This window comes from Variovorax sp. Soil_C_19 (assembly GCF_057657255.1).
In genome coordinates this window covers 153,848-173,461 of record NZ_JBDGIV010000007.1, presented here as the reverse complement: position 1 = coordinate 173,461, position 19,614 = coordinate 153,848, and the positions used below count along the sequence as shown (strand labels likewise).

General features: G+C 68.5%; 19 protein-coding genes and 1 pseudogene. 12 read left to right on the top strand and 8 right to left on the bottom strand.

From position 1 onward, the window contains the following. Nucleotides 1–34 precede the first annotated feature (34 nt). Nucleotides 35–958, top strand: a complete 924-nt coding sequence (locus AC3A6R_RS16385) for a protein NO VEIN domain-containing protein (RefSeq protein WP_487864932.1) — start codon at nucleotides 35–37, stop codon at nucleotides 956–958. Between the two features lie 15 nt (nucleotides 959–973). After that, the gene (locus tag AC3A6R_RS16380; protein ID WP_487864931.1) at nucleotides 974–1,876 is read left to right on the top strand and encodes an amidohydrolase; all 903 of its coding nucleotides are present in this window, start codon (nucleotides 974–976) and stop codon (nucleotides 1,874–1,876) included. Between the two features lie 41 nt (nucleotides 1,877–1,917). On the opposite strand, the gene AC3A6R_RS16375 is transcribed toward AC3A6R_RS16380, so the two are convergent. Further along, nucleotides 1,918–2,571 (bottom strand): hydrolase, encoded by a 654-nt coding sequence (locus AC3A6R_RS16375; RefSeq protein WP_487860219.1) that lies wholly within the window; start codon nucleotides 2,569–2,571, stop codon nucleotides 1,918–1,920. 150 nt (nucleotides 2,572–2,721) lie between these two features. Here AC3A6R_RS16375 and AC3A6R_RS16370 point away from each other — a divergent pair, with 150 nt between their 5' ends. Next, nucleotides 2,722–3,618 carry a LysR family transcriptional regulator gene (locus AC3A6R_RS16370; RefSeq protein WP_487864930.1) on the top strand — a complete coding sequence of 299 codons (897 nt, stop codon included), beginning with the start codon at nucleotides 2,722–2,724 and terminating at the stop codon, nucleotides 3,616–3,618. Nucleotides 3,619–3,676: 58 nt separating this feature from the next. Here the strand turns inward: AC3A6R_RS16370 and AC3A6R_RS16365 are convergent, their stop codons facing one another. The 4 genes from AC3A6R_RS16365 to AC3A6R_RS16350 form a co-directional block, all read right to left on the bottom strand. Beyond that, nucleotides 3,677–4,564 carry a pirin family protein gene (locus tag AC3A6R_RS16365; RefSeq protein WP_487864929.1) on the bottom strand — a complete coding sequence of 296 codons (888 nt, stop codon included), beginning with the start codon at nucleotides 4,562–4,564 and terminating at the stop codon, nucleotides 3,677–3,679. A gap of 102 nt (nucleotides 4,565–4,666) precedes the next feature. Next, nucleotides 4,667–5,326 carry a hypothetical protein gene (locus AC3A6R_RS16360; protein ID WP_487864928.1) on the bottom strand — a complete coding sequence of 220 codons (660 nt, stop codon included), beginning with the start codon at nucleotides 5,324–5,326 and terminating at the stop codon, nucleotides 4,667–4,669. Between the two features lie 93 nt (nucleotides 5,327–5,419). After that, nucleotides 5,420–5,830, bottom strand: a complete 411-nt coding sequence (locus AC3A6R_RS16355; protein ID WP_487864927.1) for a VOC family protein — start codon at nucleotides 5,828–5,830, stop codon at nucleotides 5,420–5,422. Continuing rightward, nucleotides 5,827–6,354: a helix-turn-helix transcriptional regulator gene (locus AC3A6R_RS16350; RefSeq protein ID WP_487864926.1), complete on the bottom strand. Its 528-nt coding sequence runs from the start codon at nucleotides 6,352–6,354 to the stop codon at nucleotides 5,827–5,829. Before AC3A6R_RS16350 ends, AC3A6R_RS16355 begins: the two co-directional genes overlap by 4 nt. Nucleotides 6,355–6,470: 116 nt before the next feature. Between AC3A6R_RS16350 and hisD the strand changes: the two genes are divergently transcribed. From hisD to AC3A6R_RS16320, 6 genes are read left to right on the top strand one after another with little or no spacing between them, the layout of a single operon-like run. After that, nucleotides 6,471–7,793 (top strand): histidinol dehydrogenase, encoded by a 1,323-nt coding sequence (gene hisD, locus AC3A6R_RS16345; RefSeq protein ID WP_487864925.1) that lies wholly within the window; start codon nucleotides 6,471–6,473, stop codon nucleotides 7,791–7,793. Then, on the top strand, nucleotides 7,790–8,557 hold the full coding sequence (locus AC3A6R_RS16340; protein WP_487864924.1) for an SDR family NAD(P)-dependent oxidoreductase: 768 nt from the start codon (nucleotides 7,790–7,792) through the stop codon (nucleotides 8,555–8,557). The genes hisD and AC3A6R_RS16340 overlap by 4 nt, the downstream gene beginning before the upstream one ends. Then, nucleotides 8,554–9,612: a LacI family DNA-binding transcriptional regulator gene (locus AC3A6R_RS16335; RefSeq protein ID WP_487864923.1), complete on the top strand. Its 1,059-nt coding sequence runs from the start codon at nucleotides 8,554–8,556 to the stop codon at nucleotides 9,610–9,612. The genes AC3A6R_RS16340 and AC3A6R_RS16335 overlap by 4 nt, the downstream gene beginning before the upstream one ends. 48 nt (nucleotides 9,613–9,660) lie before the next feature. After that, nucleotides 9,661–10,641 carry a Bug family tripartite tricarboxylate transporter substrate binding protein gene (locus AC3A6R_RS16330; RefSeq protein WP_487864922.1) on the top strand — a complete coding sequence of 327 codons (981 nt, stop codon included), beginning with the start codon at nucleotides 9,661–9,663 and terminating at the stop codon, nucleotides 10,639–10,641. A 14-nt stretch (nucleotides 10,642–10,655) separates the two neighbouring features. Then, complete coding sequence (locus AC3A6R_RS16325; protein ID WP_487864921.1) at nucleotides 10,656–11,681, top strand: Bug family tripartite tricarboxylate transporter substrate binding protein; 1,026 nt, start codon at nucleotides 10,656–10,658, stop codon at nucleotides 11,679–11,681. A gap of 14 nt (nucleotides 11,682–11,695) precedes the next feature. Further along, complete coding sequence (locus tag AC3A6R_RS16320) at nucleotides 11,696–12,490, top strand: HpcH/HpaI aldolase family protein (RefSeq protein WP_487860230.1); 795 nt, start codon at nucleotides 11,696–11,698, stop codon at nucleotides 12,488–12,490. Here the strand turns inward: AC3A6R_RS16320 and AC3A6R_RS16315 are convergent. Then, nucleotides 12,484–13,602, bottom strand: coding sequence for a glutathione S-transferase family protein (locus AC3A6R_RS16315; RefSeq protein WP_487864920.1), 1,119 nt, complete (start codon nucleotides 13,600–13,602; stop codon nucleotides 12,484–12,486). The genes AC3A6R_RS16320 and AC3A6R_RS16315 overlap by 7 nt on opposite strands. 86 nt (nucleotides 13,603–13,688) lie before the next feature. On the opposite strand from AC3A6R_RS16315, the gene AC3A6R_RS16310 reads away from it, so the two are divergent. The 3 genes and pseudogenes from AC3A6R_RS16310 to AC3A6R_RS16300 form a co-directional block, all read left to right on the top strand. Then, nucleotides 13,689–14,585 carry a LysR family transcriptional regulator gene (locus AC3A6R_RS16310; RefSeq protein WP_487864919.1) on the top strand — a complete coding sequence of 299 codons (897 nt, stop codon included), beginning with the start codon at nucleotides 13,689–13,691 and terminating at the stop codon, nucleotides 14,583–14,585. A gap of 91 nt (nucleotides 14,586–14,676) precedes the next feature. Next, nucleotides 14,677–15,660, top strand: a complete 984-nt coding sequence (locus AC3A6R_RS16305) for a Bug family tripartite tricarboxylate transporter substrate binding protein (protein ID WP_487864918.1) — start codon at nucleotides 14,677–14,679, stop codon at nucleotides 15,658–15,660. Beyond that, a pseudogene (locus AC3A6R_RS16300) lies at nucleotides 15,657–16,610 on the top strand (M14 family metallopeptidase); the annotation flags it as partial. The gene AC3A6R_RS16305 and the pseudogene AC3A6R_RS16300, both read left to right, overlap by 4 nt. Nucleotides 16,611–17,085: 475 nt before the next feature. Here AC3A6R_RS16300 and AC3A6R_RS16295 read toward each other — a convergent pair. Together AC3A6R_RS16295 and argH are read right to left on the bottom strand one after the other, a co-directional pair. Beyond that, the gene (locus tag AC3A6R_RS16295) at nucleotides 17,086–18,054 is read right to left on the bottom strand and encodes a Bug family tripartite tricarboxylate transporter substrate binding protein (protein WP_487864917.1); all 969 of its coding nucleotides are present in this window, start codon (nucleotides 18,052–18,054) and stop codon (nucleotides 17,086–17,088) included. A 3-nt stretch (nucleotides 18,055–18,057) separates the two neighbouring features. Further along, on the bottom strand, nucleotides 18,058–19,611 hold the full coding sequence (gene argH, locus AC3A6R_RS16290) for an argininosuccinate lyase (protein WP_487864916.1): 1,554 nt from the start codon (nucleotides 19,609–19,611) through the stop codon (nucleotides 18,058–18,060). Between the last annotated feature and the right edge of the window lie 3 nt (nucleotides 19,612–19,614).

The window sequence follows — 19,614 nt, the reverse complement described above, 5'->3', positions numbered from 1 at the left end:
CCCCCTTTGAAACCCGCCGGATACGCACTGAACAATGGACAAGGAAGTCGACCCCCAGGTACTCGCCGTCATCGATGAGATGCGGCTCTCGGGCCCACGGCTCACGCCGGTCGAGATCGTCGCCAAGATGGGCGTCTTCGACGCCCGCGACAAGCCCTTCGAGCATGCCTGGCTCGCCACCGGCGACAACGTGATCGCCACCGTCTGGGCCGAGTTCGTGAGCGTGGGCGAAGGCGGACGCTGGTTCTGCCTCGAGTCGCTCGACGTGCAGCGCCGCGCCGGCGGTGCCCCGCGCAGCGCCCAGCAGGTGCAGCGCGCCAAGGACCGCCTCGGCCTGCTCAAGCAGACCTTCGACGCGGGCCAGGGCTTTCGCGCCGTGCTGCAGACCAACCGCATCGAGATTGCGGAGTTCGAAGGCAACAAGAACGCGAAGGTTTCCACGCGCGTGCGCGACGAGACCGAATGGCATGTCGCCACCTGGGAGCCCGAGCGCCTGCTCGCCGTGCTGGTGCGCGGCGCGCCCGGCTGGGTGCCGAGCGAGGCCGAGATCGAGGCCGCCCGCGCACGCAGCGGCGTGCCGCTGCAGAACGAGCCCGCCGCCGCCGCAGCATCGACCGCCGGCAGCCCGGCCGGCGACGTGCAGGCTGCCGCCATGGACTACGTGGTGCGCCACTTCGGCGGCTACGGCTACAAGCCCGCCGACGTGACCGCGCAGAACCTCGGCTACGGCATCGAGGTGTCGAACGGCAAGGGCGCCACGCTGCTGCGGGTGGCGGTCAAGGGCACCTCGACGGCCGTGCCGGGCTTCAAGCTCTCGCCCGAGGAACAGGCCGCCGCCGCGAACGAGCCGCTCTGGCGCCTGCTGGTCGTGTCCGATGCGGGCGGCCCGACCGCGCAGCACAAGATCTACAAGGCCTCGGAGCTGAACCAGGCGCCCGGTTTCAATCCACTGATCTAGCAACCAGGCCATGCGATGAGAAAAGCCACCACTGCATCGTTCCGCGCGTTTCTCGTCGCAGCTTGTCTTGCAGTGGGGCTTGGCGCCCATGCGCAGGGGCCTTATGACGGCCCGCTGTTCGACACCCACCTGCACTACAACCAGGAAGCCTGGGACGGCAACACGGGCCCCTATCCGCCCACCGAGGCGTTGGCGCGCATGCAGCGCAACAAGGTGCAGGCGATCATCGCGAACTCGCGCCCCAACGCCGGCACGCAGACGCTCGCCGCATCGCGCGAGACCCGCGCCGCGGGCGTGACCGTGGTGCCTTTCGTGCGGCTCTACCGCAACCGCGAGGACTACACCAACTGGTTCCGCGACGAGACCATCTACGAGATGGTGCAGACCGAACTCGCGCGCGGCACCGCAAGCGGCCCCTACCGCGGCATCGGCGAGTTCCATCTGTACGACAGCGCGAACGCGAACGGCCCTGTCGCCAAGAAGCTGATCGCGCTCGCCGAGCGGCAGAAGCTCGCGGTGCTGGCGCACGTCGACGACGTGGCCATCGATTTGTTGATGGCGAATGCGCCGTCGAAAGGGCAGTCGCTGCGATTGATCTGGGCGCACACGGGTATTGGTGGGACGCCGATCGAACGGGTGCACGCGCTGTTCGAACGCTATCCGTTGCTGGTCGGCGAGCTCTCTTATCGGCCGGGGCTGACGTGTGCGGGCGGCATGCTGTGCCCGGAGTGGCGCGCGCTGCTGCTCAAGTATCCGGATCGGTTTGTGATCGGGTCGGATACTTGGGTCAATCAGCGCTGGAGTGCGTATGACGAGATCATGCGGGGGTATCGCGCTTGGCTTGGGGAGTTGCCGGTGGATGTGGCGCGGCGGATTGCCTGGGGCAATGCGGCGGCGCTGTTCGATCTGCCGCGCTGAGTGGGGACCTGAACGAGACCGCGCCTCCGGCCCGTGCGCAGTCAGCCCACGCTGGCAGGCACAGGCGTGTTGAGCAACTGCTGCTCCCACAGGTACGCGATGCCGCTGGCGCCGGCATGCTGCGTGATCACTGTCGTCAACTCAGCAGCGCTTTCGGTCCGTGCCCAGTCGCGCTGCCATTCGGCGGTCACCGCGAGCCAGGTCAGCATGTTCGCGCCCGCTGCGAGCATCCGTTGGATGGCAACCTGATGCGCCTCGATGGACATCCCGCCCGACGCATCGGTCACGACGGTGACATCCCAGCCTTCGCCCAGCGCGTGGATGGCAGGCATTGCGACGCAGACTTCGGTCCACAGCCCCGCGATGATGAGTTGCTTGCGACCCGTTGCCTTGACGGCGTCCACCGTCTTCTTGTCCTGCCAAGTGTTGATGAACGTTCGGTCGATGACCTCCTGCTCGGGGAAGACGTCCGTGATCTGCGGGAACAGGCGCCCGCCGCGTTCCGCAATCACGCTCGTCAGAATGGTCGGAACGCCGAAGGCCTTGGCAGCCTTTGCCAGCCCCACGGTGTTGTTGATGACCATCTGCGGGTCGTGACTGTTCAGGTTGGCAAGTTGGTAGGCCTGGTGATCGATCAGAAGAAGGACCGAATCTTCAGGGCGGAGAAGGGAAGAGAGGCCGTTGCGAGGGTTCATGTTGATTCCTTGTTGCCGCATTGAGCGGCGGGGGTTTCCGGCGGTCGATGCGCTCGGGGCGATGTCGCCAGCGATGAGTATTCCGTTCCCCTTGATCGAGCGGTAGTACCATCTTTAGGCGATCTGTGTCGCACTTCAAGGAACGCCCGGATGGACATCGAGGACTTGCGCACATTCGTCGAGGTGGCCCAGGCGGGTGGGGTTTCGGCGGCAGCCGTTCGGCTCGGCATCTCCAAGTCGATGGTGAGCCGGCGACTGGTCCGCTTGGAAGGAGAACTCGGCGTTCAACTGTTGTCGCGCTCCACGCGCGGAGCCGCACTCACCGAGGCCGGCGCCATGTTCCGGGAGCACGCGGCCAGGGTATGTACCGAAATCGACGTGGCGAAAGAGACGATCCTGCCTGAAGGCGACCTCCGCGGCCGCTTGAGGATCGCAGTGCCGCTGTCCTTCGGGCCCACCCACTTCGCACCCATGCTCGCCGAGATGGCGCGGCGACATCCTCAACTGCAAATGCAGACGTGCTACAGCGATCGTTTCGTGGACCTCATCGCGGAGGGCTTCGACTGCGCGATACGGGTGGGCTACCTGGAGGATTCCAACCTTATCGCGCGGCGCGTCGGCCCGGTCTACGGAAAGTTGGTCGCGAGTCCGGGTTATGTCAGCGCACACGGGGCGCCGGAAACGCCAGAAGAATTGGTGGCCCACGAAGCCTTGATGCAGGGAACCGAGGCCTGGAGGTTGATGGATGGCGACCGGATCCTCACCGTGCGACCGCAGGGCCGATTCAAGGCCGACAACGGCATCGCACTGGTTGCTGCGGCGGTCGCAGGGCTCGGCATCGCGTATGTGCCCGATTGGCTCACGGACGAGCATGTGGTCGCCGGCGCACTGGTCCCCGTCATGACCCGGTATCCACCGCCGCCGGCCGGCGCCTTCGTCGTCCGGCCACCGGGCCAGCACCCCGCCCGGAAGATACGTGTGCTGACCGAGCTCCTGATCGAGTACTGCGATCCGCCTGGCAAATCAGGCTGGACTGCGGACGCTTGAACGGTGTCTCGGGGCGTGTTGCAGGGCTGGGCTCTGCCCAGAAGATGCGGGCGGCCTGTCAGCGAAACACCGGGACGTTCCCCGTGGGTGTTCGCCGATTTCCCGCCGCAACCATCTGCTCGCGCAGTGCCTCGATGCGACGCTCGCCGGCTTCGAGCGCCTGCGCCGAGGTGTGTACCGAATAGCTGCCCAAATGCAGTTCATGCGGGTGCGGGATGGCAGATGCCAGCACGAACACCGCATCGCCACCCATGCCGGCCTGCACGGTGATCGGTTCCACCGCGTCCTCGAAGACCACCATATCGCCCGTGCGCACGGATGTGCCGGCCTCCAGGGTTCCGCGCGCCACCGCCAGCCAGCCGACCGAATGACCCGCGGGCGGCTGGTAAGTCCAAGATCCGCCGGCCTCGAGGGTCACGAGCAGGTAGTTGATGCCCACGGGCGCAGGCGTCGGGCTGCGCACGCCCGCATGCTCTCCGAGGATGACGCGGGCAGGGCCTGCCGAGGGGATGCTCTGCGGCTCAAGATAGCGGCTTTCCGGCGACCCGTTCTCCAGCGCCGGCGGCAATGCGAGCCACAGCTGGAAGCCCTGCACCAGCGGCACGTCGTCCGGCGTGAGTTCCTTGCCGTGCCAGACGCCGCTGCCCGCGCGCAACCATTCGACGCCCCCGTACGACAGCATGCCAGTGCCAGACGAGGGGTCGTCGAACTTCATCCGGCCTTCGGTGAGCACCGTCACAGTGGCGATCCCCGAATGCGGATGAGTCGACATGCCGGCTCCGGCGCGCATGGCGTCGAGCAGCGGGCGCTCCATGTTGAAAAGGTCCAGAAACACAAACGGCTTCAAACTCTCGCCGAGGTCGGACGGGCTCATCAGGCGAGTGATCCCGCCGTGGCCTTGTCCGCGGGTGCGGTAGACGATGCGCCTGTTCTGGGTTGCTTGCATGATTTCGCTCCTTGTGTGGTGCAAATCTAAGGTTGCGAAGCGTGCCGCACTAGCCCTGCAACACGGACATCAGTGTCGCGAAAGGCGGAACATCAGGCCACCTCACCCGCACCGCAGCGCAAACCGCCGGTCATGCGCGCGCCTGCGCTCATCCTTCAATTGGTCCTGCCTGAACGCGGACAACGGCTGGCGTGCCGCGGCATCGATCGCTTCAATCAATGCTTTTAGCTGCGCGCACTCCGAGCTCGTCGATCTGTCGACGTTCGCCGCTACGCGTCGCTCATGCTCGACCACGGCATGCACTCTGGCGCGGTTGTCCCGCATCGAAGCGAGCCTGGCTTCGTCTGACATTCCATCGGCAAGGTTGAGATCGGGATTCACCGCGACTTCGGTGGCCCTTGTGCCTGCGGGGCAGGGGCCGTCGGAGTAGGTGATGGCGCCCGCAGGCGAGATGCACTTGGCGAAGCGCTGGGTGCGCCGCGGCGCCTCGGCCTCCGGCCGCCTGCGCGCATCCTGCCGCGGTGCCGGTGCAATCACGGGTGGGGCCGCAGCGGGTGCGACCTGTCGGACCGCCGCATCGCGCATCTGACGCGCATCCGGCCACAGGCTGAAGACCGCATAGAGCAGCGCGGCTGCGGCGACAACACCGACCATTAACCAGACGGCGCCCGTCGATCGCGAGGGCCGAAGCGACCGCTCCCAAGCCGCCGTCGAAGCGCCGCTGCGATCCAGCGAGGGATCGCGGGAATCTTCCTGCCGCATGCCTGGGGTCCTCCGTGTCTGGGCGCTTCGCGGGTCTGCGCAGCGCGCCCGGAGGATACCCGCAAGAAGCCGGCGCTTCTTGCGTGTTTCTAACTACCCCCGCCGCTCGATCATCTTCCACCCATTCCCCGACGGATCGCGAAACCCCGCATCCACCGTGCCGTAGCGCTCGATCGGTTCCTGTGTGAACTCGACCCCACGGGCCAGCAGCCGGTCGTAGGCGGCGCGGCAGTCGTCCACGGCCAGCACGAGCGGCGGCATCGCGCCTTTGGCCACGCTCTCGTGCAGCGTTTTTGCGGTGGCCTCGTCATGCACCGGCGGGCCGGGCACGAAAAGGCCGAGCTGAAACGCGGGCTGCTCGGGGTGCTGCACCGTGAGCCAGCGATAGCTGCCGTTGCCCACGTCGGTGTGGACGCGAAAGCCGAGCTTGTCGACGTAGAACGCGAGCGCCTCGTCCTGGTCGCGCACGTACACGCCGGCCACGTCGATGCCGTTCTGGCTCATGGAATCTCCTTCTGTTGCAGCGACTGCTGCCGCTGTGGTTGATGAACGGTTCCGTTTGTACCGTCCACCATCCGGCGCCGCTTCTCCAAAACTGCGGTTCGCAGATCGGGCCGCTCGGCGGCGCGGACGATGCAGGCCGGCATGCGCCCGAGCGCCTCGGGCCGCAGTGTGCCGGCGCGCGCGCGAACCTCGCTGGGGCTTTCGCCGGTGATGTCGCGGAAGATGCGGCCGAAGGTGCCGAGGCTCGCCCAGCCGGTGGCGAATGCGATGTCGGTGACCGGGTCATCGGTCTCGCACAGCAGCGCCACCGCGCGCTCGATGCGGCGCGTCAGCAGGTAGCGGTGTGGCGGAATGCCGAAGGCCTGCTTGAACGACCGCGCGAAGTGCGCCTCGGACACGCCGCTCACTTGCGCGAGCCGTGCCACGGGCCAGGCCTCGTGCGATGCGGCGTCGATGCGGTCCTTGGCGCGCAGCAGCCGGCGCAGCAAGGCGGGGTCGGGGCGCGGGGCTTCTTCTTCTTTCATGCGGGGCGATGCTACTTATGGGTCCATCGACTAAGGGTAAACGCTTATTTGCATACGCATGCAAGACCGTGACATTGCATGCGTATGCAAGATCCCCACCCTGGAGCAACCACCGAATGATCAGACATCTGAAGCGCGGCAAGGACGTGCAAGTGCGTGCCGACGACGACGCCAAGGTCCGCGCGACCGTCGAGGGCATCGTCAAGGCGATCGAGGCCCGCGGCGACGCGGCCGTGCGCGAGTACAGCCGCCAGTTCGACAATTGGGACCCGGCCGATTTCCGGCTCGGTGCCGACGCGATCGAGAAGGCGCGCAAGAGCCTCTCGGCGCGCGAGATCGAGGACATCGCCTTCGCGCAGGCGCAGGTGCGCAACTTCGCCCAGATCCAGCGCGACTCGATGAAGGACGTCGAGGTCGAGACCTACCCCGGCGTGGTCCTGGGCCACCGCCACATCCCGATGGATGCGGTGGGCTGCTACATCCCCGGCGGCAAGTACCCGCTGCTGGCCTCGGCCCACATGAGCGTGCTGACCGCGAAGGTCGCGGGCGTGAAGCGCATCGTGGCCACGGCGCCGCCGTTTCAGGGCGCGCCGCATCCAGCGATCGTCACGGCAATGGCCATGGCCGGCGCCGACGAGATCCTCGTGCTCGGCGGCGTGCAGGCGGTCGTGGCGATGGCGGTCGGCACCGAGAGCATCGCGCCGGTCGACATGCTGGTGGGCCCCGGCAACATGTACGTGGCCGAAGCCAAGCGCCAGCTCTATGGCCGCGTGGGCATCGACCTGTTCGCCGGCCCCACCGAGACGCTCGTGATCGCCGACGACTCGGCCGACGGCGAGATGTGCGCGGTCGACCTGCTGGGCCAGGCCGAGCACGGCCCAACCTCGCCGGCGATCTTGCTGACCACCAGCGAGAAGCTGGCGCACGACACCTTGGCCGAGATCGAGCGCCAGCTCAAGGTGCTGCCGACGGCGGCCATCGCCTCGGTGAGCTGGGCCGAGTACGGCGAGGTGATCGTCTGCGACACGCAGGAAGAAATGCTTGCCAAGGCCAACGAGCTGGCCTTCGAGCATGTGCAGGTGCTCACGCGCGAGCCCGACTACTTTCTCGAGCGCATGACCAACTACGGCGCGCTGTTCCTGGGCCCGCGCACCAACGTGAGCTTCGGCGACAAGGTCATCGGCACCAACCACACGCTGCCCACCAACCGCAACGCGCGCTACACGGGCGGGCTGTGGGTCGGCAAGTTCCTGAAGACCTGCACCTACCAGAAGGTGCTGACCGACGAAGCCAGCGCAACGATGGGCGAGTACTGCTCGCGCCTGTGCCACATGGAGAACTTCGCAGGCCACGGCGAGCAGGCCAACCTGCGCGTGCGCCGCTACGGCACGCGAGCCGACGTGCCGTGGTACGAGCCGGTGCCGGCGCTGGCGCCATGAGCGTTCTGCCGCCTTCGCCGAGCTTTCGCGTCGATGGCCAGCGCGCGCTGGTGACCGGCGCGGGCCGCGGCATCGGCCTGGCCGCGGCAGCGGCGCTCGCACGCGCCGGTGCGCACGTCACGCTGGCGGCGCGCTCCGAGGCGCAACTGCGCGAGGCCTGCGAACTGATCCGCGCCGAGGGCGGCGCCTGCGAGCACCTCGTGCTCGACGTGACCGACTCGACCGCGGTCGCGCGCGCGCTCGGCGCGGCGGCGCCGTTCCAGATCCTCGTGAACAACGCGGGCCTGAACCGGCCCAAGCCGCTGGTCGAGGTGGAGGACGAGGACATCGACGCGGTGTTCGACCTCAACGTGAAGGCCACGCTGTACGTCACGCGCACCGTGGCGCGCATGCTCGTCGAGGCGAAGCTGCCGGGCTCGATCATCACTGTGTCGTCGCAGATGGGCGTGGTCGGCAGCCCGCGCCGCACGCTCTACTGCGCGAGCAAGCATGCGGTCGAGGGCATGACCAAGGCGCTGGCCTGGGAGCTCGGCCCCGCGGGCATTCGCGTCAACACGGTCTGCCCGACCTTCATCGAGACCGCGATGACGGCCGGCATGTTCGCAGACGCGGGCTTTCGCAGCTGGGTCACCGAGCGCATTGCGCTCGGGCGCCTGGGCCGCACCGAAGAGATCATGGGCGCCATCGTGTTCCTCGCGAGCGAGGCCTCGAGCCTCGTCACGGGCAGCGCGCTGATGCTCGACGGCGGATGGAGCGCCGCATGAAACCCAAGGCCACCGCGCAAGATGTCGCGACGCTCGCCAAGGTGTCGCAGTCGGCCGTGAGCCGCACCTTCACGCCCGGTGCGAGTGTGTCCGATGAAACGCGCGAGCGCGTGATGATCGCGGCCAAGGCGCTCGGCTACCGCCCCAACGCGATGGCGCGCAGCCTCATCACGCGCCGCAGCCGCATCATCGCGCTGGTGATGGGCTACCTGGAGAACCAGTTCTATCCGCTGGTGATCGAGAAGCTCTCGCAGAAGCTGCAGAAGCAGGGCTACCACGTGCTGATGTTCATCAGCGACGGCGACGAGACCGACGGTGTGCTCGACGAGATCCTGCAGTACCAGATCGACGGCATCGTCATCGCCTCGGCCATGCTCTCGCCCGCGCTCGCGCGCCAGTGCGCCGACACGGGCGTGCCGGTGGTGCTGTTCAACCGCGTGCCCGACACCAGCGCCTTCGCGCGCCACACCACCAGCGCGGTCACTTCCGACAATGTCGAGGGCGGGCGCATGGTGGCCAGGCTGCTGCTCGAGCGCGGCCACAAGCGCATCGCGTTCCTCGCGGGCCTCGAGAAGTCGTCCACCAACCACGAGCGCGAGCGCGGCTTTCGCGAAGTGCTGGCCGCCGCCGGCATGCCCCTGTTCCGCCGCGAGGTGGGCCACTACGACTTCGTGCAGGCGGGCGACGCCGCGCGCGCGATGTTCGCCAACCTGCCCGCCGCGCGCCGGCCCGATGCGGTGTTCGTCGCCAACGACCACATGGCGATCGCCGTGATGGACGTGCTGCGGCAGGAGCTGGGCCTGCGCGTGCCCGAAGACGTGAGCGTGGTCGGCTTCGACGACGTGCCCCAGGCCGCATGGGGCGCCTACCGCCTCACCACTGTCGTGCAGGCGGTCGTGCCGATGGTCGATGCCACGGTCGAGCTGCTGCACGAACAAATGCACGACGACGCACAGCCGCGCAACGTCGTCATTCCCTGCACCCTCATCGAACGCGACTCCGTGCGCGCCGTTGCCGCGCGGCGCCGCAAGGGCGCTTCATCGCCTTCCGCCTGAGCGGACCTCTTCTTCCACCCACAGAAAAAACCTGGAGACACACACACCATGCAATTCCGATTCCGTCCGCTGATCGTCGCGGCACTCGCGCTCGGCGCCCTGGCCGGCAACGGCCACGCCCAGTCGACGGCCTGGCCCACCAAGCCGGTCAAGTACATCGTTCCCTTCTCCACGGGCGGCGTGTCCGACGGCGTCGCGCGGCTGATCGCGCAGCACCTCGGCGAGCGCCTCGGCCAGCCGGTGGTGGTCGAGAACCGTCCTGGCGTCTCGGGCATCGTCGGCACGCAGGCCACCGCGCGCGCGCCGGCCGACGGCTACACCGTGATGGGCGGCACCATCACCACGCACGCGGTGAACCCCTTCTTCAACAAGAACCTGGGCTACGACCCGGTGAAGGACTTCGTGGCGGTCAACATGATCGGCACGGTCAGCAACGTGCTCGTGGTGCCCTCCGAGAGCCGCTTCAATTCGGTGGCCCAGGTGATCGCCGAGCTCAAGGCCAAGCCCGAGAGCCTGACCTACGGCACGGCCGGCGCGGGCACCTCGCAGCACCTCTCGGGCCAGCTGTTCGAGAACATCACCGAGACCCGCATGCGCCAGATCATGTACAAGGGCGGCTCGCAGGCGATGGTCGACCTGGTGGGCGGCCAGATCGACATGGTGTTCGAGACCGTCGCGGCGGCGCGCCCGATGATCGATGCCAAGCGCGTGAAGGTGCTCGGCATCACCTCGGCCAAGCGCCAGGCGAGCATGCCCGACGTGCCTACGCTCGCCGAGGCGGGCGTGGCCGATTTCGAGATGCAGTCGTGGCAGGGCGTGTTCGCACCGGCCGGCACGCCCAAGCCGATCGTCGAGCGCCTGTCGCGCGAACTCGCGGCCGTGGTCGCCATGCCCGAGGTGCAGGCGCGGCTGCGCGGCCTCGGCGTCGAGGCCGACGGGCGCACCTCCGATGCCTTCGCATCCTTCCAGCGTGCCGAGATCGCCAAGTGGGGCAAGGTGATCAAGGACGCGAACATCCAGGCCGAATGAACGAGGACCTCTCCATGAACAACAGCCAACTTTCTTCCTTCTCTTTCTCCTCCGTGCGCCGCGCCATGGCGTTCGCCGCCGTCGCGCTCGCCGTCGCGGCACCCGCCGTGCAGGCCCAGACGGCCAACGGTCCCGATGGCTATCCCTCCACCGGCCGCGTCGTGATCGTGGTGCCCTTCGCGCCCGGCGGCGCCACCGACATCGTGGGCCGCCTCCTGGCCGATGCGCTCGGCAAGCGCTGGGGCACCGCGGTGGTGGTCGACAACAAGGCCGGCGCGGGCGGCGGCATTGGCACCGAGTACGTCGCGCGCGCCAAGCCCGACGGCTACACGCTGCTGCTCGGCACGCAAACCGCGCTGGCCGTGAACCCCACGCTGCAGAAGAAGATCAGCTACAACGCCGAGAAAGACTTCGCACCCGTCACAGGCCTCGCGAGCACGCCGCTCGTGCTGCTGGCCGGCAACAAGTCGGGCGCCAAGGACGTGGCCGCGCTGATCGCCGCCATCAAGGCCAAGCCCGATGCCGTTTCGTACGGCACCAGCGGCCCGGGCACCTCGCAGCATCTGACCACGCTGATGCTGCTCAACCGCGTGGGCGCGACCGCGGTGCACGTGCCCTACAAAGGCAGCAGCCAGTCGCTGGTCGACCTCGCGGGCGGCCAGATCGACATGCAGTTCGACAACATGACCACGGCGCTCGCGTTCGCGAAGAACAACCAGGCCAAGGCGCTCGCGATCACGAGCGATGCGCGCTCGCCGCTCGCGCCCGAGCTGCCGACGCTGGCCGAATCGGGCGTGCCGGGTTTCGAGGCCTCGACCTGGCTCGGCCTGCTGGCGCCCGCGGGCACGCCGGCGCCCGTGGTGGCGTGGCTCAACAGCGAAGTGGTCGCGGTGCTGAAGCAGCCGGCCGTGGCCGAGCGCCTTGCGGCGCAGGGCTTCACGCCCAAGCCCATGTCGCCCGAAGGCTTTCGCAAGTTCATCCAGGACGAGACGGTCAAGTTCGCGAAGGTCATCAAGACCAACAACATCGTGCTCGATTGAGGGCAGCCACCGCCATGGACCATCACCACCCCATCGACACCCGCCTGCCCGCGATGCTGCGCAGCGGCCGGCGCCTGCGCGGCCTGTTCAACGCACTGCCGAGCCCTGCCATCGTCGAGATGTGCGGCTATGCCGGTTTCGACTTCATCATTCTCGACAACGAGCACGGCAGCGCCAACCTCGAGACCACCGAGCACATGCTGCGCGCGGCCCGCGCGAGCGGCATCGCGCCGGTCGTGCGCTGCCTGCGGCAGGACATCTCGCGCATCCTCGACATGGGCGCGGGCGCTGTGCAGATCCCGATGGTCGAGAGCGCCGAGGAGGCGCGCGAACTCGTGCAGCAGGTGCGCTACCCGGGCGTCGGCCGCCGTGGCAGCGCCTTCAGCCCACGCGCCGCGGGCTACGGCGCGTTCCCGGGCGCCGCCCACACGCAGCGCAGCAACGAAGGCATCGCGCTCATCGTGATGATCGAGACGCCCGAGGCCGTGGCGCAGGCCGCCGCCATCGCCGCGGTCGAAGGTGTCGATGCCGTCTTTGTCGGACCGAACGACCTGTCGCATGCGATGGGCTTCGGCAGCGACTGGAAGGCCCCCGAGGTCGAGGCCGAGATCGAGCGCGCGCTGCGCGCGGTGAGCGGCACCGGCACCTGCGCGGGCACCATCGCGCTCACGCCCGAGGACGAGGACAAATACGGCGCCTGGGGCGCGCGCTACTTCGCGAGCGTGACCACGAGCATCATCACGCGCGCATTCCAGCAGGCCTCGGCGGCCGGCGGGCGCCTGCAGGGCGAGGCGAAGCTGGGCTACTGACGCGCGGCGGCGGCCTCGCCCGCCAGGCGCACGCTGAGCCGGTCGCGCGCCAGCCTGGGCATCGGCGGCAGGCGCGTGAAGGCGCTGCCTTCGACCTCCGCCAGCAGCTGGTCGGCCTGCGTGCGCTCGGCCGCAGTCAGCGCCGCATACGCATCGGCGGCGCGCTGCAGCATCCAGAGACTGTAGGGCCGCACGATGCGTTCGCCGCGCTCGCCTTCGATCTCGCAGTCGTGCATGCCCAGTGCACGCGGCACGGCATGCTCGCCCGGGTGCTCGGCCATCCACGCGTGCAAGCGCTCGATCGAGTCGGCCAGCACCGGCAGCTGCTCGCGCACCATGCGGCGCAGCACGGGCAGCAGCGTGGGCGGCACGGCATCGGCAGGCGCGAAGCGGCCGTCGGTGGGCATGGCGTTATCGCGCAGGCGCTCGATCCACGCGACCACGTGCGGCGCGAGCCGCTTCATCAGCGCGCCGCTCGCGGGGTCGCGGTATTGGTGGGCATAGAGCGGACCGTAAAGCCCGAAGTCGGCGATGCTGGGCCGGTCGCCGAGCACGCAGCGGTGCACCGCGAAATGCGCATCGAGTTCCAGCAGCAGCGCCTCGTACGAGCGCTCGATCGCGGCGTGCATGTGGGGCTGCGCACCCAACAGCACGGCGGCCTGCGCGAAGGGCTGGGCGCGGCGCTGGCCGATCTCGAACTGCGCGTCGGCCGAAGCGTCGGGCGCGTTCAATTGTCCGAACGCCCGCATCGCCCACTCGCGGTTGTGGTGCCAGCGGTAGTGCATCGCCGGGACGATCAGCCACTCGTCGCCGTAGAGCTCGAGCAGGCTCGCGACGAACCGCTGCACCCCGCCCGCGGGCGCGATGCTCGGCACCGGATGCGCGGCCTCGAGCGCGTCGATGATGTCGGTGCTGTCTTGCAGCAGCGCGCCACTCGGCGTTCGCAAGACCGGGATCACCGGAAATCCCACGCCGGGCACGATCACGCTGCGATAGATGTCGGCATCCGCCTCGCGCTCTGTGAACGGCAGGCCCTTCCATTGGAGATAGGCACGGACCTTGCCGCTGAAGTAGCTGATCTGGGCGCCGTAGAGCAGGTAGGCATCGTTCATGGGCTGAATGGTAGGCAGCGCCCCGGCGAGCCATGGTCGCCGGAGCGACGCGGGACGCGCTGGACGCAGCGACTACAGTCGCAGCCATGCAGACCAAGTGGCTCGAAGACCTCATTGCGCTGTCGCACACCGGGAGCTTCACCCGGGCTGCCGAGCAGCGCCACGTGACGCATCCCGCGTTCGGCCGCCGCATCCGTGCGCTCGAAGCCTGGGCCGGGGCCGCCCTCGTGGAGCGGCACGGCACGTCGGTCCGGTTGACCAGCCAGGGCGAGAAGCTGCTCGGCTTTGCGCTGCAGGTGGTGCCGGCCATGGCGCAGGCCAGAAGCGAGATCGCCGGGGCGGACGGGCAGGGGCGCACCGCCACGGTGACGCTGGCTACGGGGCGCACACTGGCGCGCACGGTCGCCGCCGACTGGCTCGCGAGGATCAGGCGGCAGCGCGCGGGCGTCCGTGTGGTGGTGCGCACCGGTTCCATGGCGGAAACGCTGCAGCGCTTCGAGCGCGGCGAATCGGATTTCATGCTGACCTACCACCATCCGCAGATCGCGCTGCGCCTCGGTTCGCACCAGTACCTGCAGCGCAGGATCGCGAGCGACCGGCTGGTGCCGGTGGGCAAGGTCGATGCCCGCGGTCAGGCGGCGTTCAGCGTCGACCAGGCCGAGGCGATTCCCTTCCTGGCCTATGCCCAGACGCTGGCCCTGGGCCGCCTCGTGAGCGACCACCTGAGCAACCACCCGAAGGCGCCCCGGCTCACGGAAACCATCGAGTGCGATTCGGCCGACGCGCTGCTTGAGTACGCGCTCAAGGGATTGGGCGTGGCGTGGCTTCCCTGGTCTCTGGCTGCGGGCGCCTGCAAGGCGCGGCAGCTGGCGCCGGTGGGCAGCAAGGCCCTGGAGATCGGCTTCGAGATCCGCATGGTGCGCGCCAAGCGAAGGCTCTCCGCCGCGGCGGAGTCGTTCTGGCAGACCATCGACCCTGGCTGAACTCCGGTACGTTCCTGCAAGCCTGTGTGCCGAATCGGCACTGCTGCGAAGCTCGCGGCCAACAGAATGCGGGCACCACAGGAGACAGACCATGAAGATTCCCCATGCCCTTCGCGTTGCCGCGTTCTCGATTCTTTCCGCCGCTGCCTGCGCGGGCCCGGCTCTGGCCCAGGAGACCGCCTACCCGGGCAAGCCGATCACCGTGCTGGTCGGCTATCCGCCGGGCGGGAGCACCGACCTGACCGGCCGCGCAGTGGCCGACCAGCTCGCGAAGAAGCTCGGCGTTGCGGTGGTGGTCGAGAACGCGGGCGGTGCGGGCGGCGCGATCGCCGCGACGAAGGCGTCCAAGGCGGCGCCCGACGGCTACACCCTGCTGCTGGGCGCCAACAACGAAATCGCCATCAACCGGCTGATCACGCCCGGCACGGTCAAGTACAGCTACAAGGACTTCACGCCGATCGGCCTGGTCGCCTCCCAGCCCATGGTGTTGGTGGCATCGCCCGGCGCGGGCGTCAAGAACGCGGGGCAGTTCCTCGATGCGGTGTCGGCCAAGCCGGGGCAGTTCAGCTACGGAAGCAGCGGGGTCGGCACGGCGCTGCACCTGGCCGGCGAGATGGTGAAGGAGCAGGGCGGCCTGTTCATGACGCACATCCCCTACCGCGGCGTGGCGCCGTTGACCATCGACCTGGTGGGCGGCTCGCTCGACTACGGCGTGTTCGTGCTGTCCAGCGGCCTGCCGCACATTCGCAGCGGCAAGGTGGTGGCGATCGGCGTCACGCAGAAAAGCCGGTCGCCGGCGGCCCCGGACATTCCCGCCCTCGCGGAGTTGCCGAAGCTGAAGCACATGGACATCGGCGTCTGGTTCGCATTGATGGCGCCGCCCAACCTGCCGGCACCCATCCTCGCGAAGCTGCGCAATGCGCTGAGGGAGATCCTGCAGACCGCGGAGCTGCGCAAGAAGCTCGAGGAATCCGGCTCGACCATCGCGCCGCTCGACGTCGACATGGCGCGCTTCCTGGCGGAAGAAAGCGCCAAGTATCAGCAGATCGTCGACTTCGCGAAGATCACGGAATGACGGCGCTGCACTTTGCGCTGCCCAGGCCCGAGCTCGGCGCCTGGCGCGCGGGCAATACCGGGACCGAGGGGGTGTGGCATTTCGAGTCGGGCGCGCCCGGCCGCCGTGTCATGGTCGCGGCGCTCGTCCACGGCAACGAGCTGTGCGGGGCCTGGGCTGTCCGGGGCCTGCTTGAGGCCGGCGTGCGCCCATGCCGCGGCACCCTCACGCTGGCCTTCTGCAATCTCGCCGCTTTCGACCGCTTCGATCCGGCCGCATTCGATGCGTCGCGTTTCGTCGACGAGGACCTGAACCGACAATGGTCCGCGGCGCGCCTGGCGCAGGGCGGCACGCTGGAGCGGCGCCGCGCGCAGGCGCTGCTTCCGTTCGTGGCGCAGGCAGACTGGCTGCTGGACCTGCACTCGATGCATGAACCCGGTGCCCCGCTGTTGCTCCCAGGGCCGCATGCACGCAACCTTGCGCTTGCGCGAAAGCTGCGCGTACCCGAGCACGTGGTGGTCGACGAAGGGCATGAGGATGGCACGCGCATGCGCGATTTCGGCCATTTCGGATTGGCCGACACCGAGGCGGTCGACAACCGGTCGCTGCTTGTTGAGTGCGGCTTCCACGGCGACCTGTCGAGCCGTGACGTGGCCCAAGACATGGCCGTCCGGTTCTTGGTCGAAGCCGGGATCCTCGGGGCCGCAGTGGCGCAGGAACTGCTCGCGGGCTGGCGCCGTTCCGACGCGCCCCCGCAGCGCGTGTTGCGAGTGACAGGCGGTGTCGTCGCGCGCAGCGAGCGGTTCCGGTTTCTCGGCGACTACCGCGGCCTCGAAACCCTACCGAAAGCGGGAACGCCCATCGGCGACAACGACGGGGAGGCCGTCATCACGCCCTATGACGATTGCGTGCTCGTCATGCCCTCGCTGCGGCAGTTGCGGCCTGGCGTGACGGTGGTCCGTTTCGCGAGAGAAGCGCCGTCTCGACGCCCGACCGGTACGACATCCGCCTCAGCCCATTTCCTACACGCGGAAACCTTGAGGGCCGCGCATGGTGAAACCGATGGTTCATTCACCCACACGGAGCACACCATGACAAAGAAGCAGGATTTCTTGCGCAAGGAACAGAGCCGCGACAAGCATCCGGAGCGCGACCAGGTCGGCAGCCCCGTGCGCGCGGCCACCGCCACCGCGCACGGTACCGCCGAGGCCGATGCGCAGACGCCGCAAAGCGGCAAGCTCGCAAACGACCACAACAAGATGGGTCAGACCGAGCCCACGCAGCTCAACCAGGGACGCCGCACGCCCGAGAGCCGGCACGATCGCCTGACCCTGGGCCCAGGGCCGCAGAACCAGGTCTCCGCGCGCAAGGGCGGCGGCGGCGCCGGGCGCGGGCCACGCGGCGCGGGCTGAGCGAACAAGCGAGGCGGCCGAGCGCCGCCAGGTCTCAATCGAGCTTGATGCCCACCGTTTTCACTACCTTTTCCCACTTGCGCGTGTCGGCGTCGACGAGCTCGGTGAACTCCACCGGGCCGAGCGCGCCGGCTTCCATGCCCATCTTGGTGATCGATTCGCGCACGTTGGGTTGCGCGAGCACCGCGCCGAACTCCTTCGCGAGGCGGTTGACCACCGGCATCGGCGTGCCGCCGGTCGTGAACACGCCATACCAGGAGACCACGTCGTAGCCCGGCACGCCCGATTCGGCGATGGTCGGCACCTGCGGCATCGAATCGACCCGCTTGGCGCTGGTCACCGCGAGGATGCGCACCTTGCCGGTGTCGGCACCGGCCTTGGCCGACGGCAGGCTCGCGAAGGTCATCTGCGCCTGGCCGCCCATTACGTCCTGCATGGCGGGTGCGTCGCCGCGGTAGGGGATGTGCGTGATGAACACGCCCGCCATGCTCTTGAAGAGTTCGGCCGAAAGATGCGAGATGGTGCCGTTGCCCGGCGAGGTGACGTTGAGCGTACCCGGATGCGCCTTGGCGTAGGCGAGCAGCTCTTTCACGTTCTTCACCGGCAGCTCGGCATTGACGACCAACGCGTTGGCCGACCTGGCCACGAGTGACACCGGCTGCACGCCCTTGACCGGATCGTAGGGCAGCTTGCTGTAGATCGATGGCGCGATCGCCTGGCCGCCGACCGAGCCCATGAGCAGCGTCTGGCCCGTGGGCTTGGCGCGCGCCATTTCCGAGGTGGCGACGGTGCTTCCGCCACCGGGCTTGTTCTCGACCACCATGGTTTCCTTGGTGTTGAGCTGGAACTGCGTGGCGATCAGGCGCGCCATCACGTCGTTGCCCCCGCCGGGTGCAAAGCCGACCAGCAAGCGGATGGGCGAAGGCGGCAGGTCCTGGGCAACGGCCTGTCCCAGGGTCATCGCCATCGCGACGGCTGGAACGATTCGGGTGAAAAAGTGCATGTCTCAATCCTCGATGAAAGCGGTGCGGCCTTGGTGGACCGACGGTGCCGCGGGTTGTTGAAGGGCAAGTGTCCGGATGCTTTGCTTGAGGCGCTCGCGCGCCTCGTTGCTCGTGTCGCGCCGTGCCTGGTTGCGCCGGCGGTCGTCTGCCGAAAGCCGTTCGAGCTCGGCGACGCGCTCCTGCACGCGCACGGGCGCGGGGCCGCCCCGCACGAGCCGGCTCTCGACGCTCGCCATCGGGTCGAGGCTCTGGCGCACTTCTTCGTCGCTGAGCGCGAGCGGCCGGCCGAGCTGGTCCTCGGCGGCGCGGTTCAGCATGTCGAGGCCGACCTCGTCGGCGCCGAGCGCGCGGTCCATCGCCTCGCGCACCACCGCGCCCACGACGTGGTGCGACTCGCGGAACGACAGCCCCGAGCGGCGCACCAGCAGGTCGGCCAGGTCGGTGGCCGTGCTGAAGTCGCGGCGCACGCGCTGCGACATGGCTTTTTCATTCGGCGTCGCGCTGCGCACCACGAGGTCGAACAGCGCAAGGCAGCGCAGGCATTCCTCGCCGGCCTCCCAGACGCTGCGCATGCCCTCGCGGCTTGCATCGCCGGTGTGGCTGAAGTTGGTGCCCTTGATCGTCGAGAGCGATGCACCGAGCAGGCCGATCAGGTGGCCGCCCTTGCCCTTGAGGTACTCGAGCACGACCGGGTTCTTCTTCTGCGGCATGATGCTCGAGGTGCCCGCCACGCGGTCCGGAAAGTCGATCAGACCGAACTCGCTGGTGCACCACACGAAGTAGTCCTGCGCGAAGCGGCTCCAGCCTACCGCGCAGATCGCCATGGCCGCGAGCAGCTCGAGCGCGAAGTCGCGCGAGCCCACGGCGTCGAGCGCATTGGGCAGCACGCCGCCGAAGCCCAGCAGCCGCGCGGTCTCTTCGCGGTCGATCGCGAACGAAGTGCCCGCGAGTGCACCGGCGCCGAGCGGGCAGCGGTCGATGAGCCGTTCGACCTGCTGCACGCGTTCGATGTCGCGCGTCAGCGCCTCGGCCATCGCCGAGAGATAGAAGCCATAGGTGATCGGCTGCGCGGGCTGCAGGTGCGTGTAGCCCGGCATCACGGTGCGGCAGTGCTGCGTCGCGCCCGCGAGCGCCGCGTCGCGCACCTTGCAGAGGGCCTCCACCAGCGACAGCGCGAGTTCGCGCGCCCGCATGCGGTCCGTCGTGGCGAGGATGTCGTTGCGGCTGCGCGCCATGTGCAGGTAGCCGCCCACATGGCTGCCGGCCACGGCCATCAGGTGGGTTTCGTAGTTGAAGTAGGCATCCTCGATCGAAGGGTCGAGCGGCACGGCGGCCATGCCTTCGGCCTCGATGCGCGCGAGCGCGCGCGCCAGCTGCGCGGCCGGCTCGGGCGGCATCAGCCCGGCGTGCAGCAGCATCAGCAGGTGCGCCTGGTTGACGTCGTTGAGCGGCGCGAAAACGGCCGGAAAGTCCTTCGCGAGGCGCGGCGCGTAGATGTGCTCGGTGACCTCGGGGGCGGTGCCTTCGGTGAGGCGGCGGCTGACTTTGGAGTTCATTGG

What these genes read in the sequence shown, in the direction of transcription:
- AC3A6R_RS16385 (WP_487864932.1), top strand. Translation starts at nt 35, where the DNA reads ATGGACAAGGAAGTCGACCCCCAGGTACTCGCCGTCATCGATGAGATG.
- AC3A6R_RS16380 (WP_487864931.1), top strand. Translation starts at nt 974, where the DNA reads ATGAGAAAAGCCACCACTGCATCGTTCCGCGCGTTTCTCGTCGCAGCT.
- AC3A6R_RS16375 (WP_487860219.1), bottom strand. Translation starts at nt 2,571, where the DNA reads ATGAACCCTCGCAACGGCCTCTCTTCCCTTCTCCGCCCTGAAGATTCG.
- AC3A6R_RS16370 (WP_487864930.1), top strand. Translation starts at nt 2,722, where the DNA reads ATGGACATCGAGGACTTGCGCACATTCGTCGAGGTGGCCCAGGCGGGT.
- AC3A6R_RS16365 (WP_487864929.1), bottom strand. Translation starts at nt 4,564, where the DNA reads ATGCAAGCAACCCAGAACAGGCGCATCGTCTACCGCACCCGCGGACAA.
- AC3A6R_RS16360 (WP_487864928.1), bottom strand. Translation starts at nt 5,326, where the DNA reads ATGCGGCAGGAAGATTCCCGCGATCCCTCGCTGGATCGCAGCGGCGCT.
- AC3A6R_RS16355 (WP_487864927.1), bottom strand. Translation starts at nt 5,830, where the DNA reads ATGAGCCAGAACGGCATCGACGTGGCCGGCGTGTACGTGCGCGACCAG.
- AC3A6R_RS16350 (WP_487864926.1), bottom strand. Translation starts at nt 6,354, where the DNA reads ATGAAAGAAGAAGAAGCCCCGCGCCCCGACCCCGCCTTGCTGCGCCGG.
- hisD (WP_487864925.1), top strand. Translation starts at nt 6,471, where the DNA reads ATGATCAGACATCTGAAGCGCGGCAAGGACGTGCAAGTGCGTGCCGAC.
- AC3A6R_RS16340 (WP_487864924.1), top strand. Translation starts at nt 7,790, where the DNA reads ATGAGCGTTCTGCCGCCTTCGCCGAGCTTTCGCGTCGATGGCCAGCGC.
- AC3A6R_RS16335 (WP_487864923.1), top strand. Translation starts at nt 8,554, where the DNA reads ATGAAACCCAAGGCCACCGCGCAAGATGTCGCGACGCTCGCCAAGGTG.
- AC3A6R_RS16330 (WP_487864922.1), top strand. Translation starts at nt 9,661, where the DNA reads ATGCAATTCCGATTCCGTCCGCTGATCGTCGCGGCACTCGCGCTCGGC.
- AC3A6R_RS16325 (WP_487864921.1), top strand. Translation starts at nt 10,656, where the DNA reads ATGAACAACAGCCAACTTTCTTCCTTCTCTTTCTCCTCCGTGCGCCGC.
- AC3A6R_RS16320 (WP_487860230.1), top strand. Translation starts at nt 11,696, where the DNA reads ATGGACCATCACCACCCCATCGACACCCGCCTGCCCGCGATGCTGCGC.
- AC3A6R_RS16315 (WP_487864920.1), bottom strand. Translation starts at nt 13,602, where the DNA reads ATGAACGATGCCTACCTGCTCTACGGCGCCCAGATCAGCTACTTCAGC.
- AC3A6R_RS16310 (WP_487864919.1), top strand. Translation starts at nt 13,689, where the DNA reads ATGCAGACCAAGTGGCTCGAAGACCTCATTGCGCTGTCGCACACCGGG.
- AC3A6R_RS16305 (WP_487864918.1), top strand. Translation starts at nt 14,677, where the DNA reads ATGAAGATTCCCCATGCCCTTCGCGTTGCCGCGTTCTCGATTCTTTCC.
- AC3A6R_RS16295 (WP_487864917.1), bottom strand. Translation starts at nt 18,054, where the DNA reads ATGCACTTTTTCACCCGAATCGTTCCAGCCGTCGCGATGGCGATGACC.
- argH (WP_487864916.1), bottom strand. Translation starts at nt 19,611, where the DNA reads ATGAACTCCAAAGTCAGCCGCCGCCTCACCGAAGGCACCGCCCCCGAG.